This window comes from Pseudonocardia aurantiaca, assembly GCF_039526725.1.
GTDB lineage: Bacteria > Actinomycetota > Actinomycetes > Mycobacteriales > Pseudonocardiaceae > Pseudonocardia > Pseudonocardia aurantiaca.
This window is the reverse complement of the sequence record NZ_BAAAJG010000011.1, coordinates 1-13,679: the sequence shown is the minus strand read 5'-3', so window position 1 is coordinate 13,679 and position 13,679 is coordinate 1. Positions and strand designations below refer to the sequence as shown.

At 72.3% G+C, this 13,679-nt stretch carries 15 protein-coding genes; 7 read left to right on the top strand and 8 right to left on the bottom strand.

What is annotated here, in order from left to right; all coding sequences use genetic code 11:
• The first annotated feature begins 23 nt into the window (after positions 1-23).
• Together ABD143_RS17770 and ABD143_RS17765 are read left to right on the top strand one after the other, a co-directional pair.
• Positions 24-677: an O-methyltransferase gene (locus tag ABD143_RS17770; protein WP_343979170.1), complete on the top strand. Its 654-nt coding sequence runs from the start codon at positions 24-26 to the stop codon at positions 675-677.
• Positions 678-997: 320 nt separating this feature from the next.
• Positions 998-2,155 (top strand): acyl-CoA dehydrogenase family protein, encoded by a 1,158-nt coding sequence (locus ABD143_RS17765; RefSeq protein WP_343979167.1) that lies wholly within the window; start codon positions 998-1,000, stop codon positions 2,153-2,155.
• A 5-nt stretch (positions 2,156-2,160) separates the two neighbouring features.
• On the opposite strand, the gene ABD143_RS17760 is transcribed toward ABD143_RS17765, so the two are convergent.
• The 4 genes from ABD143_RS17760 to ctaC all read right to left on the bottom strand — a co-directional run bounded on the left by ABD143_RS17760 (position 2,161) and on the right by ctaC (position 5,757).
• Entirely contained in the window at positions 2,161-2,718 is a 558-nt protein-coding gene (locus ABD143_RS17760; protein WP_343979164.1) for a cysteine hydrolase family protein, read from the bottom strand.
• Positions 2,715-4,208, bottom strand: a complete 1,494-nt coding sequence (locus tag ABD143_RS17755) for a purine-cytosine permease family protein (protein WP_343979161.1) — start codon at positions 4,206-4,208, stop codon at positions 2,715-2,717. The genes ABD143_RS17760 and ABD143_RS17755 overlap by 4 nt, the downstream gene beginning before the upstream one ends.
• Positions 4,209-4,396: 188 nt before the next feature.
• Positions 4,397-4,795 (bottom strand): cytochrome c oxidase subunit 4, encoded by a 399-nt coding sequence (locus ABD143_RS17750; protein WP_343979158.1) that lies wholly within the window; start codon positions 4,793-4,795, stop codon positions 4,397-4,399.
• Between the two features lie 5 nt (positions 4,796-4,800).
• On the bottom strand, positions 4,801-5,757 hold the full coding sequence (gene ctaC / locus ABD143_RS17745; RefSeq protein WP_465269703.1) for an aa3-type cytochrome oxidase subunit II: 957 nt from the start codon (positions 5,755-5,757) through the stop codon (positions 4,801-4,803).
• A gap of 170 nt (positions 5,758-5,927) precedes the next feature.
• On the opposite strand from ctaC, the gene asnB reads away from it, so the two are divergent.
• Complete coding sequence (gene asnB, locus ABD143_RS17740) at positions 5,928-7,883, top strand: asparagine synthase (glutamine-hydrolyzing) (protein ID WP_379659977.1); 1,956 nt, start codon at positions 5,928-5,930, stop codon at positions 7,881-7,883.
• 9 nt (positions 7,884-7,892) lie between these two features.
• Here asnB and ABD143_RS17735 read toward each other — a convergent pair whose 3' ends face one another.
• The 3 genes from ABD143_RS17735 to ABD143_RS17725 all read right to left on the bottom strand — a co-directional run bounded on the left by ABD143_RS17735 (position 7,893) and on the right by ABD143_RS17725 (position 10,614).
• Positions 7,893-8,831, bottom strand: a complete 939-nt coding sequence (locus ABD143_RS17735) for a carbohydrate kinase family protein (RefSeq protein WP_343980273.1) — start codon at positions 8,829-8,831, stop codon at positions 7,893-7,895.
• Positions 8,832-8,982: 151 nt separating this feature from the next.
• On the bottom strand, positions 8,983-9,342 hold the full coding sequence (locus tag ABD143_RS17730) for a HesB/IscA family protein (RefSeq protein ID WP_343979152.1): 360 nt from the start codon (positions 9,340-9,342) through the stop codon (positions 8,983-8,985).
• A 153-nt stretch (positions 9,343-9,495) separates the two neighbouring features.
• A complete protein-coding gene (locus ABD143_RS17725) occupies positions 9,496-10,614 on the bottom strand; it encodes a glycerate kinase family protein (RefSeq protein WP_343979149.1) in 1,119 nt (372 codons plus the stop codon).
• Positions 10,615-10,684: 70 nt separating this feature from the next.
• Here ABD143_RS17725 and ABD143_RS17720 point away from each other — a divergent pair, with 70 nt between their 5' ends.
• Positions 10,685-11,317 (top strand): DUF3043 domain-containing protein, encoded by a 633-nt coding sequence (locus ABD143_RS17720; RefSeq protein ID WP_343979146.1) that lies wholly within the window; start codon positions 10,685-10,687, stop codon positions 11,315-11,317.
• A 25-nt stretch (positions 11,318-11,342) separates the two neighbouring features.
• Here the strand turns inward: ABD143_RS17720 and ABD143_RS17715 are convergent, their stop codons facing one another.
• Entirely contained in the window at positions 11,343-11,540 is a 198-nt protein-coding gene (locus ABD143_RS17715; protein WP_343979144.1) for a hypothetical protein, read from the bottom strand.
• Between the two features lie 51 nt (positions 11,541-11,591).
• Here ABD143_RS17715 and ABD143_RS17710 point away from each other — a divergent pair, with 51 nt between their 5' ends.
• From ABD143_RS17710 to ABD143_RS17700, 3 genes are all read left to right on the top strand, one after another.
• Complete coding sequence (locus ABD143_RS17710) at positions 11,592-12,122, top strand: bifunctional adenosylcobinamide kinase/adenosylcobinamide-phosphate guanylyltransferase (RefSeq protein WP_343979140.1); 531 nt, start codon at positions 11,592-11,594, stop codon at positions 12,120-12,122.
• A gap of 43 nt (positions 12,123-12,165) precedes the next feature.
• The gene (gene cobT / locus ABD143_RS17705; RefSeq protein WP_343979137.1) at positions 12,166-13,206 is read left to right on the top strand and encodes a nicotinate-nucleotide--dimethylbenzimidazole phosphoribosyltransferase; all 1,041 of its coding nucleotides are present in this window, start codon (positions 12,166-12,168) and stop codon (positions 13,204-13,206) included.
• A partial coding sequence (locus ABD143_RS17700; RefSeq protein WP_343979134.1) for an adenosylcobinamide-GDP ribazoletransferase occupies positions 13,203-13,679 on the top strand: 477 nt, incomplete at its 3' end. The genes cobT and ABD143_RS17700, both read left to right, overlap by 4 nt.

The following is a 13,679-nucleotide window of genomic DNA, read 5'->3' as shown; positions in this document are numbered from 1 at the left end:
ATTGATCATCTAGTGTCGAGGCCGTGAGCGAAGACGTGTGGAAAGCCGTCGACGAGTACTTCACCGGGCACCTCCTCGGGCCCGACCCGGTGCTCGACGCGGCCCTCGAGGCCAACGCGATCGGGAAGCTCCCCGCGATCGACGTCTCGGCGGCGCAGGGCAAGCTCCTGCAGATTCTCGCCCGGTCCATCGGCGCCCGGCGCATCCTCGAGGTCGGCACGCTCGGCGGGTACTCGACGATCTGGCTCGCCCGCGCGCTCCCCGCCGACGGGCTGCTCGTCACGTGCGAGGTGGACCCGCACCACGCCGAGGTGGCCAGGGAGAACCTCAAGCGGGCCGGGCTCGACGCCGTCGTCGACGTGAAGGTCGGGCCCGCCCTGGAGACCCTCCCGGGCCTCGACGGCCCGTTCGACCTGTCCTTCATCGACGCCGACAAGGTCTCCAACACCGCGTACTTCGAGCACGCCCTGGGCCTGTCCCGGCCTGGCAGCCTGATCGTCATCGACAATGTGGTCCGCGGCGGGCGGGTGCTGGACCCCGCCGACGACCACCCTTCGGTGGTGGGCACCCGCCGCCTCGTCGAGGCCGTGGCGCGGGAGCCGCGCGTGGAGGCCACGGCGATCCAGACGGTCGGCGCGAAGGGCTACGACGGGTTCCTCCTCGCGCGCGTGAAATGAGTCGCGAACGATCGTCATGCCGACGTCGACCGCGCCGTTGACCAGAACGCCGTGACGTGCGGCAGGCCCCTCCGCGTCGTGCAACTTAGGGTCCGGCAACGGAACGCGAGATCTACGTGGTTGCCGCCCCGAGCTGTTCACGGTTGCGGCGTGCGTTGGCACGCGTCGCTCTCGGACGGAGTGGCGCGAGCTGGCGACGCTCGACGGCATCTGACCGCGAACCCGAGGAGCCGCACTGATCACTGGCGACACGAACATCCTTACCGGCTGGCGCTCCCAGTAGCGTGCCGGGGTACCGGCAATGCAGACGGGAGATCGACGTGGAGCCCTCCGACCTGGCCGACGTGTTGTCCGCGGTGCGCGACTTCGTGCGCAAGGAGGTCGTGCCCATCGAGGAGCAGATCGACGCCGAGGACGCCATCCCGGAGCGGGTCATCGCCACCTGCAAGGAGATGGGGCTCTACGGGTTCGCCATCCCCGAGGAGTACGGCGGGCTCGGCATGACGCTCACCGAGGAGGCGCAGCTCGCGTTCGAGCTGGGCTGGACCACACCCGCGCTGCGTTCGCTCTTCGGCACCAACAACGGCATCGCCGGGCAGGTGCTGCTCGTCGGAGGCACCGACGAGCAGAAGAAGTCGTGGCTGCCACGTCTGGCCTCCGGCGAGGTGACCGCCTCTTTCGGGCTCACGGAGGCCGACGCGGGCTCCGACCCGTCCGGGCTCGCGACGACGGCGCGGCGCGACGGCACCGACTGGGTGCTCAACGGTGCCAAGCGCTACATCACCAACGCCCCCGTCGCCGACGTGATCATGGTGTTCGCCCGCACCAACCCCGGGGCCTCCGGCAACCGGGGCATCTCGACGTTCCTCGTGCCCGCGGGCACGCCGGGTCTCTCGATCGGACCCAAGGACCACAAGATGGGCCAGTCCGGCGCCTGGACCGCGGACGTCTACCTCGACGACGTGCGCGTCCCCGCGGAGGCGCTGGTCGGCGGCGAGGCCGGGGTCGACCAGGGGTTCCAGACGGCGGCGAAGTGCCTCGCCCACGGCCGCGCGCACATCGCCGCGCTGTGTGTCGGGATGGCCGGGCGGCTCGTGCACGAGTCGGTGGAGTTCGCGAAGACGCGCGAGCAGGGCGGCCGGCCGATCGCCTCGTTCCAGTTGATCCAGGGGCTCATCGCCGACTCCGTGACCGACCACCTCGCCGGCCGGGCCCTCGTGCTCGACGTCGCCCGGGCCTACGACGCCGGCACCGACAAGGTGCAGGGGCCGTCGGCGGCCAAGTACTTCGCGAGCGAGATGGTGGGCCGGGTCGCCGACCGGGCGGTGCAGGTGCACGGCGGCGCGGGCTACATCCGCGGGGTCGCCGTGGAGCGCTTCTACCGCGACGCCCGCCTCTTCCGCATCTACGAGGGCACGTCACAGATCCAGCAGGTGATCATCGCCCGCCAGGCGCTGGGCAAGGCCGCGAGGGGCTGACCCTCCTAGGACCCGGACCCGCTCGCGGTGACGAGGGCGAGGGCGCTCTTCGCGTCGACCACCTGCACGAGCGGGCCGTAGAGGCCCAGGACGTGCAGAGCCGCGGCGTGGCTCTCGTCGTCCACGCCCGCGCAGGCGTCCGACACCACTCGCACCGGCACACCCGCGTCGGCAGCCGCGACGGCGGTGGACATGACGCAGCAGTCCGTCGACACCCCGGCGAGCACCATCGCGTCCGCCCCGACGCGCTCGGCGAGCCGGCTGCCCCACTTCGAGAACGTGGTGGCGTCGACGGTCGGGCCGGTCCCCCCGAGCTCGCCCACCACGCCGTAGATCGGCGAGTCCGGCGGCACGAGCGCGAACGGCCACTGCTCGTAGTAGTCGCGCCACGCCCCCACAGGGTCGGACGGGGCGACGAACCGCGTGAACGTGACAGCGGGCCCGAACGCGTCCACCAGTTTCCGCACGGTCGGCAGGATCTCGCCGAACCGGGGAGTGGCCCACCGGCTCCCCGGGTCGGCGAACACGTCCTGCATGTCGATCACGACCAGGTGGGCACTCACGATGCGGCTGCGCTCTCCTGCGCCCGCACCGCCGACCGCGTTCCGAAGTAGGTCACGACGAAGCCCAGTACCAGCGCGACGAGCACACCCAGGTTGGCGAAGGCCCAGTCGCCCTCCTGGCCGCCGAGCCCGAGCGGGCCGAGCAGGTAGCCCTGCCAGCTGAGCCACTCGGCCATCGAGTTGGTGACGAGTCCCCAGCCGAGCACCGTCCCGACGAGCACCACCGCGATCGGGAGCGGGCGGATGTCGCCGTAGCGGCCGGCCGGGTCGAACAGGTCGGCCTCGGCGTAGTCGCGGCGGCGCAGGGCGATGTCGGCGACCATCACGCCGCACCACGCGGCGACGGGCACGCCCAGCGTGATGAGGAAGCCCTGGAACTGGTAGAGGAACTCGCCGCCGAAGAACACCACGTACACGGTGCCGATGATCATGATCACGCCGTCGACGAGCGCGGCGGCGTACCGCGGCAGCTTCACTCCCATCGCGAGCAGCGCGAGCCCGGACGAGTAGATGTCGAGCACCGCACCGCCGACGAGCCCGAGCACCGCGACGAGCGCGAACGGCACGAGGAACCAGGTGGGCAGCGCCGCGGCCAGCGCGCCGATCGGGTCGGACGAGATCGCCGTGCTCAGGTCTGCGGACGACCCGGCGAGCATCAGCCCGAACGAGAAGAGCACCACCGGGGCCACCGCGGCGCCGAACGTCGTCCAGCCGACGACGCCCTTGCCGGACGTGTCCCGCGGGAGGTAGCGGGAGTAGTCGGCCGCGGCGTTCACCCAGCCCAGGCCGAAGCCGGTCATCATGAACACCAGCGCGCCGACGACCTGCTGCGCCGAACCGGACGGCAGCGCCGCGACCGTGCCCCAGTCGACCTGCCCCGCGACCAGCGCGATGTAGACGACGGTGAGCACGGCCGTGACCACCGTGATGACGGTCTGCAGCCGCATGATCAGCTGGAAGCCGAGCACACCCGCCGCGACCGTCAACGCGGCCACGACGATCAGCGCGATCACCATCGTCTCCGTGCCACCGCCCCAGCCGAGCCGGGTGAACACCGTGGCCGTGGCGAGTGTGGCGAGGATCGTGAGGACGGTCTCCCAGCCGACGGTCAGGACCCAGGAGATGAAGGCAGGCAGCCGGCCGCCGCGCACCCCGAACGCCGCGCGGCTCAGCACCATCGTCGGCGCCGAGCCGCGCTTCCCCGCGAGCGCGACGAGGCCGCACAGGAGGAACGAGAAGACGATGCCGATCAGACCCGCAATGAGCGCCTGGGCGAACGAGATGCCGAAACCGAGCGCGAACGCCCCGTAGCTCAGCCCGAGCACGGATACGTTGGCCCCGAACCACGGCCAGAACAGCTGCCGCGGACGGCCGTGGCGCTCCTCGTCCGCGATGACGTTGATGCCGTTGCCCTCGACCTGGAGCACGGCCTGCTGTCCCGCGGGTCGTACGCCCGGATCGCCGTCCGGGGCGTTCTGCACCTCGACCACTTCTGTCCCCTCCCGTGCCGCTGACCGGCGCACGTTATGGGCCGCCGGACGTCCGGTCAACGCGGATGGCGCGCCGGCGCACGTGATCTTAGAAACTCAGTATTCGGTCGATTTGCCCGGGCTCGTAAACGCGGCTGCGCTCGGCCACCGACGGGGGGTGACCGAGCGCAGCCGGGCGTGAATGAAGGTCAGTGGTCGGCAGGGCGGATGTGGTACTCGAAGACCAGCCCGCCGACCGCGAGGAGCAGCAGCACCCCGCCGATCACGAGCAGCCAGACGTAGAAGAACGCCAGCGCGATGCCGCAGAGGGCGGCCGCGCCCGCCAGGGCGATCGGCCAGTAGCTGCCCGGTGAGAAGAAGCCCACGTCACCGGCGCCGTCGGAGACCTCGGCATCCGGGTTGTCCTCAGGGCGCTCCTCGATGCGCCGCGAGACGAACCGGAAGTAGGTGCCGATGATCAGCGCCAGCCCGCCGGTGAGGAACAGACCCGCCATGCCGACGGGCTCCCGGGCCAGCACCGCGTAGACGATGGCGGCCAGGAAGAAGAACGCCATCACGATCTCGAAGATGCGGGATTCGACCTTCATGGCGTTCAGCTCCCGACCGGCAGTGAGGCGGACCGGTGCGTGCGGTCCGTGTTGAACGGATACGTGGTGTAGGCCTCCGGCGAGCAGAGCTGGCCGCACCCGAGCGCGGCCAGCGCCTCACCCGCGGTGTAGGGCGCCCCGGTGGCCGGGTTGTTCTGGGCACGCAGCGCGACCCACCGGTCGTAGAGCGCGGGCTGCAGTGCTCTGACCTCGAAGTTCATCATCGCGTGGTACGAGCCGCACAGCTCGGCGCAGCGGCCGACGAACGCGCCCTCGCGCTCGATCTGGTCGATCTGCCAGACGTTGTCCTGGTCGTTCTTGTCGGGCAGCGGAAACACGTCGCGCTTGAAGAGGAACTCCGGCACGAAGAAGCTGTGGATCACGTCGTTGGACTGCTGGGTGAACTGGATGCGCCGCTGCGTCGGCAGCACGAGCAGCGGGATCGTCTCGCTCGTGCCCAACGTGCTGACGGGGGTGCCGTCCGGCCCGGGGTTGTCCGGGTAGTCGAACCGCCAGTTCCACTGGAAGGCGGTGACGTTCACGCGCACATCCGGATTGGGCTGGTCGGTGTCGACGTAGTTCTGGACGTTGACGGTGAAGCCGAACAGCACCGCCACGATGATCGTCGGGATCACCGTGAACGCGATCTCGACCGGCAGGTTGTACTGGGTCTGGCGCGGCGGCGTGTCGTCGTCGCCCTTGCGCTTGCGGTGGAAGGCGATCGCCCAGAACATCGCGCCCCACGTGATCGCACCCACGACGAGCGCGGCGACGGCGGACCACGTCCACAGCTCGCGCATCGCGTGGGACTGCGGCGTGACTCCCGCCGGCCAGCCGAAGCGCAGGACATCCTGCACCGAGCAACCGGAGGTGAGCGGAATGACCAGAAGGGCCAGGGCCGCAAGCTGGACCACACGCCGCTTCGACCCGCGGCGCTCTTCCCCGCGCTGTGCTCGGCCCACTGCTCGCCGCCTCCCACCCGTCGTATGCGTCTTGTTCGGCCGCGGGTACCCCCGCGGGCGCGTATATTCACGCGCCTTCGACCTCGCGTAGAGACTAGCCGAGCAAGGAGTCGATCCACGCGACCGGGTCGTCACCGGACGGGTCCCGGGCGAGTCGCATACTGCTTCCCGTGTGCGGGCTGCTCGGGCTGCTTGCCGCGCGGGGCGGTGCCCTGTTCGACGACGCTCTCTTCGACGCTCAGTTCGACGAGGCGCTGGCCTGCGCCCGGCACCGGGGCCCGGATGGCACCGGCACGTGGCGCGACCCGGACATCGCGCTCGGGGTCAACCGGCTCGCGGTGGCCGACACGCCGCCACGGCCCACCCACCACGGCGGTCGGTACACCGTCGTCCTCGACGGCACGATCCACAACGAGCGCGCTCTGCGCAACGAGCTCGTCCGCCGACAGGGCGCCGCCCTCGCCACCGGCGGTGCCGCCGACGTCGTCGCCGCCGCGTTCCACCGCTGGGGTCCCGCCGCCCTCGGCCGGCTGCGCGGCACGTTCGCGTTCCTGATCTGGGACGCCCGGGAGCGGGTGCTGTTCGGGGCGCGCGACCCGTTCGGCGTCAAACCGCTCTACGTCGCCACCGGGCCGGGCGGTGCGGCGTTCGCGAGCGAGAAGAAGAGCCTGCTGCGGCTCGCCCCCGCGCTGGGGCTCGTCAACCCGCACACCGACGTGGACCCGGCGGCGCTGCAGTACTACCTGCTGCTGCAGTACGTCCCGGAGCCCGCCACGCTGCACCGGGCCGTGCAGCGCGTCGAGTCGGGCACGTATTTCACGCTGCGCCCCGGCGGGGAGATCGAGTTCGAGCGCTATTTCGTGCCCACCTTCCACGCGGGCGCCGCCGCCGGGACCGGGTCGGGCAGCGCCGCCGGGCTGCACTACCGCATCGCCTCGGTGCTGCGGGACTCGGTGGCCACACGCATGCGGACCGACGCGCCCGTCGGCGCGTTCCTGTCCGGTGGCCTCGACTCCACCGCCATCGCCGCACTCGCCAAGGAGCACGACCCGGGGCTGGTCGCGTTCACCGCCGGCTTCGAGCGCCCCGGCTACACCGAGACCGACCTCGCCGCCGAGACCGCGGACGAGATCGGCGTCAAACACGTCGTGCGCACCGTCACCCCCGACGAGATGACCGCCGCGCTGCCGCTCATCGTCTGGTACCTCGACGACCCCGTCGCCGACCCCGCCCTCGTGCCGCTCTGGTTCATCGCCCGCGAGGCCCGCAAGCACGTCAAGGTCGTGCTCTCCGGCGAAGGCGCCGACGAGCTGTTCGGCGGCTACACCATCTACCGCGAACCGCTCTCGCTCGCCCCGTTCGAACGGGTCCCGGGCGCCCTGCGCGGCCTGCTCGGACGCGCCTCGACCCACCTACCGGAAGGCCTGCGCGGCAAGGACCTGCTGCGCCGCGGCGCCCTCCCCCTCGAACAGCGCTACTACGGCAACGCCCGCATCTTCCGCGACGACCAGCTTGCCGGTGTGCTGCGGCAGTACGACCCCCGCCGCTCCCACACCGACCTGACCGCGCCGCTCTACGCCGAGTCAGCCGGCTGGGACCCGGTCTCCCGGATGCAGTACATCGACCTGTTCACCTGGCTGCGCGGCGACATCCTCGTCAAGGCCGACCGGATGAGCATGGCCAACTCGCTGGAGCTGCGCCTCCCGTTCCTCGACCCCGAGGTGTTCGCAGTGGCGTCCGGGCTCCCGGCTGCGCAGAAGCTGGGCAGGCGGGAAACGAGCCGGGGTATCACGAAGTACGCCCTCCGCCAGGCGTTGCGCGGCGTCGTCCCCGACCACGTGCTGCACCGGCGCACTCTGGGCTTCCCTGTGCCGATCCGGCACTGGCTGCGCGACGAGATCTACCCGTGGGCCCGCGCCGTCGTCCGCGACTCCCAGGCCGACCACCTCGTCGACCTCGCCGCCGTCCAGCGCATGCTCGACGCCCACCGCGACGGCCCCGTCGACCACAGCCGCCGCATCTGGACCCTGCTGGTGTTCCTGATCTGGCACGGCATCTTCGTCGAGGAGCGCATCACGCCCACCCCGATGCCCGAAAAGCCACATTCAGGACCTCTACCGCCCTGATGTGGCTCTTCAGGCCTGTGCGTGGGCCCTAGGGAGGATCCGTTCGATCTCCCCCGCTGCGTCTGGGCCGTAGGCGTCGCGCAGCCGGCTCAGGGCGCCTGGGCGGTCCCACGTCCACTCCTGCGGCCCGTCGGTCTCCAGCACCTGCACCGCGATGAGCGAGCCGAGCTGGGCGCCGCGCTCCAGCGACAGCCCACCGGAGACGGCGGCGAGGAAGCCGGCGCGGAAGGCGTCGCCGACGCCCGTCGGGTCGACCTTGCCGGTCTCCGGGACCACGCCGACCTTGAGTGTCTCGGGCCCGTGGATCTCCACGCCCTTCTCGCCGTGCGTGGTGACGCGGATGTCGATGCGCTCGGCCACGTCGGACTCGGTCCAGCCGGTCTTCTGGAGCAGGAGCTCCCACTCGTAGTCGTTGGTGAGCAGGTACCTGGCCCCGTCGACGAGCCTGCGGATCTCCGGCCCCTCCATGCGGGCCAGCTGCTGCGAGGGGTCCGCGGCGAACGGGACGCGCAGCTCACGGCACTGGTCGGTGTAGCTCAGCATCGTCGCCGGGTCGTTGGCCCCGATCAGCACGAGGTCCGCGCCGCGCTCGGCGAGCGGCGCGAGCGGGATCTGCCCCGAGCGGGCCATGGCGCCGGTGTAGAAGGACGCGATCTGACGCATGTCGTCGTCGGTGGTGCAGACGAACCGGGCGGTGTTGACGTCATCGCAGACGAGCACGGCCGAGCAATCGACGCCGTTGGCCTCCAGCCGTGCCCGGTACTCGCCGAAGTCAGCGCCCACGGCGCCGACCAGGATCGGCGACTGCCCGAGCACACCGAGTGCGAAGGCGATGTTGCCGGCCACGCCACCGGGCCGGATCACCATGTCGTCGACGAGGAAGCTGAGCGACAGTCGGTCGAGCTGGTCCATGACCAACTGGTCGACGAACCGCCCTGGAAAATGCATGAGTTGATCGGTGGCGATGGACCCGGTCACGGCGATAGGCACGGCACGGCAGCCTACCGGCCCCCTGACGCGACGAACCCCGGCTCGGGAGCCAAAGCTCCCCGCCGGGGTTCGTGGTAGCTCACAAACGCTGTTCGACGCTGGGTGACCGTCAGTTGAACGAGTCGCCGCAGGCGCACGACCCGCCGGCGTTCGGGTTGTCGATCGTGAAGCCCTGCTTCTCGATGCTGTCGACAAAGTCGATCACGGCGCCCTGGAGGTAGGGAGCGCTCATCCGGTCGACACCGACCTTCAGGCCGTGGAAGTCGCGGAAAAGGTCGCCGTCGAGCGAGCGGTCGTCGAAGAACAGCTGGTAGCGAAGGCCGGCACAGCCGCCGGGCTGCACGGCGATGCGCAGGTGCATGTCGTCGCGGCCCTCCTGATCCAGCAGGGCGCGAGCCTTGGTGGCGGCGGCGTCCGTGAGCTCAACGCCGTGCGTCTCGGTCTCGGCGATGGTGTTGTCGACAGTCATGGCTCTCCAAACAGCGAGCGGGACGGTGCTGTTCCCGAGATTTGGGTGGTACCCGGTCTCCTGAGGCAATAGTAGGCCTCGGTAGCCGGATCGCGTCCACGGCGCCGCCGCGAGCGGGTGATCCGGGCCACCCGCCCCTCGTCAGCGCCCTCCTCAGCGACTCCAGGTGGCGGCCACGTGCTCGGCGAGCGCAGCCAGGGTTCCGGCGGGGTCGGCCAGCGATGCCTCCACTCCACCTGCGTGGTCGGCCACCCCGTACGCGGAGTCGACGCCGACCGCCGCGGCCTCCCTGCGCCCGACAGTCACCTGCCCGGCCAGCACGATGCACGGGACGCCCCGGTCGGCGGCGCCCCTGGCCACGGCGGTGATGAGCTTCCCGCGCAGCGACTGCCAGTCGAAGCTCCCCTCGCCGGTGATCGCAAGCTGGGCCTTGTCCAGCTCCGCGTCCAGCCCGACGAGCTCGCGCACCAGCCCGGCGCCCGACACCCGAGTGGCCCCGCACGCCAGCAGCGCCGCGCCGAGCCCGCCTGCCGCGCCCGCACCGGGCTCGTCGCGGACGTCCACGCCGAGGGACTCGGCCAGCACCCCGGCGAACCGGGTCAGCGCCGCGTCCAGCTCCGCCACCGCGTGCTCGTCGGCGCCCTTCTGCGGGCCGAACACCGCAGCGGCCCCGTGCTCTCCGAGCAGCGGGTTGTCCACGTCGGCCGCCGCGACGAGCCGCACCCCGCCGAGGTCGGGTGTGCCGGTGAGCCGGGCGCAGCCTGCCAGGGCGGCGCCGCCGTCCGCGACCGGCTGCCCGGCCTCGTCGACGGCGACGGCCCCGAGCGCGGCGAGCATGCCCGCGCCGCCGTCGGTGGTGGCCGAGCCGCCGAGCCCGATGACGACCTCGGTCACACCGGCGTCCCGGGCGTCGGCGACCAGCTCGCCGACCCCGCGGGAGGTGACCGTGCGTGCGACCGCCGGCACCCGCTGCTCGCGGGGCACGAAGTGCAGGCCGCACGCAGCCGCCGACTCCAGGTAGGCGGTGCTGCCGATCTGCAGCCACCGAGCAGGCACCGGGTCGCCGAACGGGCCCGTGACGTCCAGCTCGTGCCAGGTGCCGCCGAGGGCGGTGTGCAGCACCTCGACGAAGCCGGTGCCGCCGTCCGCGAGCGGGAGCAACCGCATCTCGTCGTCTGGGGCTGTGCGCGACCAGCCCGCAGCGATCGCCTCGGCCGCAGCCGTCGCGCTGAGGGTGCCGCCGAAGGAATCCGGTGCCACGACCACTCGCATGCGCCGGACCCTACAGTCAGGGGCCTGGTTGCCGGTCCAGTGAATTCTCGCTGCCCGTAAGGTGATGTCCGTGAGGTTCCTGCGCCGTTCATCGCCGTCCGAGGTCGTCGCCGACCAGTCGGGATCCGACGCCGCGCAGGGCCCTGCCGAGTCGACTCGCACCGCGGGCAAGGGCCGCCCCACGCCGAAGCGCCGCGAGGCCGAGGGCAAGCGCCGCGGCCCGGCCCCGCCCCCGCCGCGCACGCAGCGCGAGGCGTCCCGCCTGGCCAAGGCGAACCGGCCGGACAAGGACGAGCGCCGCCGCGCCGCGGCCGAGCGCCGGGAGCGGATGGCGGCAGGCGACGACCGCTACCTGATGCCGCGCGACCGCGGGCCGGTGAAGGCCTACATCCGCGACCTCGTGGACTCCCGCCCGCACATCATGGGTCTGTTCATGCCGCTCGCGGTGGTGGTGGTGGTGTCGCTGCTGGTGCCGGTCCCGGCCGCCCAGCAGTACCTCAGCCTCTTCAGCCTCATCGCCCTCACGGTCATGATCGTCGAGGGGATCTTCCTCGGCATCACGATCACCAGGAAGGCGCGCGAGCGGTTCCCCGACGAGCACGTGGGCGCGCTGGGCACCGGGTGGTACGCCTTCACGCGGGCGAGCCAGCTGCGCAAGCTGCGGATCCCGAAGCCGCGCGTGCAGCGGGGCGCGAACCCCTGATCGGCGGGCCCGCCACAGGAAAGTCCTACGCCTCGTGGAGGCTCATCGGGCCGTAGACCTCGGTGTCGCCGTCCAGCAGCGTCACGGCGTCCACACCCCGGTTGCGCAGCTCGCGCCACTCGTCGGTGAACCAGCCCTCCGCCTGCTGCTGGTCGTCGAACTCCTCGTCGGGGCCCTCGATCGGTCCACCCGACGCATCCAGGTACCGCCAGCGGAACGTCACAATGGGAGGTTAGTGCCCCCCGCCGGAGATCCGGCGGGGGACACTTGCCGCGTGACCTCCCGCCGCACCCTCGTACTCGGCGGCACCCGGTCAGGAAAATCGCGCTACGCGGAGGACCTCCTGCCCGCGGACGCGCCCGTCCGCTACGTGGCCACGGGCCGCCGACACGACGACGACCCCGAGTGGTCCGCGCGGATCGACGTGCACCGGGCCCGGCGGCCCGCGAGCTGGACTACGCTCGAGCACGTCGACGTCGCGGCGCTCGTGCGCACCGGCGGCGGCCCGCTGCTCGTCGACGACCTCGCCACCTGGCTCACCGGCGTGCTGGACGACGCGGGGGCCTGGGATGCACCTGTTGTCCCATCCGAGGTGAACGCCGAGGTCACCGCCCTGGTGGACGCCGTTGCGGCCGCCCCAGGACCGGTGGTGCTCGTGTCCGCCGAGGTCGGGTTGGGGATCGTGCCGGCCACCCGCGCCGGACGCCTGTTCCGCGACGAGCTGGGCGCGCTCAACGCGGCCCTGGCGGCAGTGTCCGACGAGGTGCTGCTGCTTGTGGCCGGCCTGCCGGTGCGCCTCAAATAGACCCCCACCCGGACGTGGCCGCCTCGGTCGCTCGCTGTAGGAAGTGCCCGTGGATCTGCCTGCCGTCACCCGTCCGGACGTCGAAGCGCGCCGCGCAGCCGTCGCCCGGCACGCCGAGCTCGCCGTCCCCGATGGGGCGCTCGGGCGCCTCGCCGAGCTGGGTGTGTGGCTCGCCGCCGCGCAGGGCAAGTGCCCGCCGCGGCCGCCGAGCAGGGCCAGGGTGGTGGTGATCGCCGGCGACCACGGCATCACCGCCGCCGGCGTCTCCGCCCACCCGGCGGGCACCACGCTGCGGCAGGTTGTGGCCGTGCACCAGCAGAGCGCGCCAGTGGCCGTGCTGGCGCGGGTGGCGGGCACGAGCGTGCGGGTGGTCGACGTCGCGCTCGACCACCACGTCCCCGAGGACGCGCTGAGCAGCGGGTACCGGGTGCGCCGCAGCAGCGGCCGCATCGACCGCGAGGACGCGCTGAGCGCTGAGGAGACCGAGCACGCCTTCGCCATCGGCAGGCGCCTCGCCGACGAGGAGGTGGACGCCGGAGCCGACCTGCTCATCCCGGCATCGCTCGGCGTCGGCGCCACCACACCCGCCTCGACGCTCGTGGCCGCGCTGACCGGCACCGAGCCGGTCGCCGTGATCGGACGCGGCAGCGGCATCGACGACAACGCCTGGATGCGCAAGGCCGCGGCCGTCCGGGACGCGCTGCGGCGCGGCCGCCCGCACATCCGCGAGCCGCTGACCCTGCTGCAGGTCGTCGGCGGGGCGGACATCGCCGCGCTCGCCGGCTTCTGCTTGCAGGCGGCGCTGCGGCGGACGCCGGTGCTGCTCGACGGGCTCGTCGTCGGCGCCGCCGCCCTGGTGGCCGACGAGTTGCGGCTCGGCGCCCGCGACTGGTGGCTCATGGCCCAGCGCTCCCCCGAGCCCGCCATGACGCTCGTCGGCGAGCACCTCGACCTGGAGCCGATCCTCGACCTGGGCGTCCGCCTCGGCGACGGGACGGGCGCGGCGGCCGTCGTGCCGCTGCTGCAGATGTCCGCGCGACTGCTCGCCGAGTCGGTCACGGCGGAGGACCTCGGGATCGCGTGAGGTCCCTGGCGCTGGCGCTCAGCTGGCTGACGGTGCTGCCGGTGCGCGCCGGCACCCCGGACGCCGGGGTGGCGGCCGGCGCCCTGCGCTGGGCCCCGGTCGTCGGAGCCCTGCTCGGTGCTGCCGCGGGCGGGGTGCTGGTCGGGCTGGCGGCGCTCGGCGTGCCGTCGCTCGTGGCGGGCCTGCTGACCGTCGGGTTCCTGGCGCTCGCCACCCGCGGCATGCACCTCGACGGCCTGGCCGACACCGCGGACGGGCTCGGCTGCTACGGCCCGCCGGAACGCGCGCTGGCCGTGATGCGCGACGGGGGCGCAGGCCCGTTCGCGGTGGTGACACTGATCGTGGTGCTCGGGGCGCAGGCGGCATCCCTCGCCGCCATCGCCCCGTACGGCTGGCGCGCGGTCGCCGCCGCCGCGCTGGCCGCGGCCGCCGGGCGCGCGGCGTTCGCCTGGGTCGCCCGGCGCGGGGTCGCC

Excerpts from the sequence above, each read along its gene's own strand:
- ABD143_RS17750 (WP_343979158.1), bottom strand. The coding sequence starts at position 4,795 with ATGAAGGTCGAATCCCGCATCTTCGAGATCGTGATGGCGTTCTTCTTC.
- ABD143_RS17735 (WP_343980273.1), bottom strand. The coding sequence starts at position 8,831 with ATGCATTTTCCAGGGCGGTTCGTCGACCAGTTGGTCATGGACCAGCTC.
- ABD143_RS17725 (WP_343979149.1), bottom strand. The coding sequence starts at position 10,614 with ATGCGAGTGGTCGTGGCACCGGATTCCTTCGGCGGCACCCTCAGCGCG.
- ABD143_RS17730 (WP_343979152.1), bottom strand. The coding sequence starts at position 9,342 with ATGACTGTCGACAACACCATCGCCGAGACCGAGACGCACGGCGTTGAG.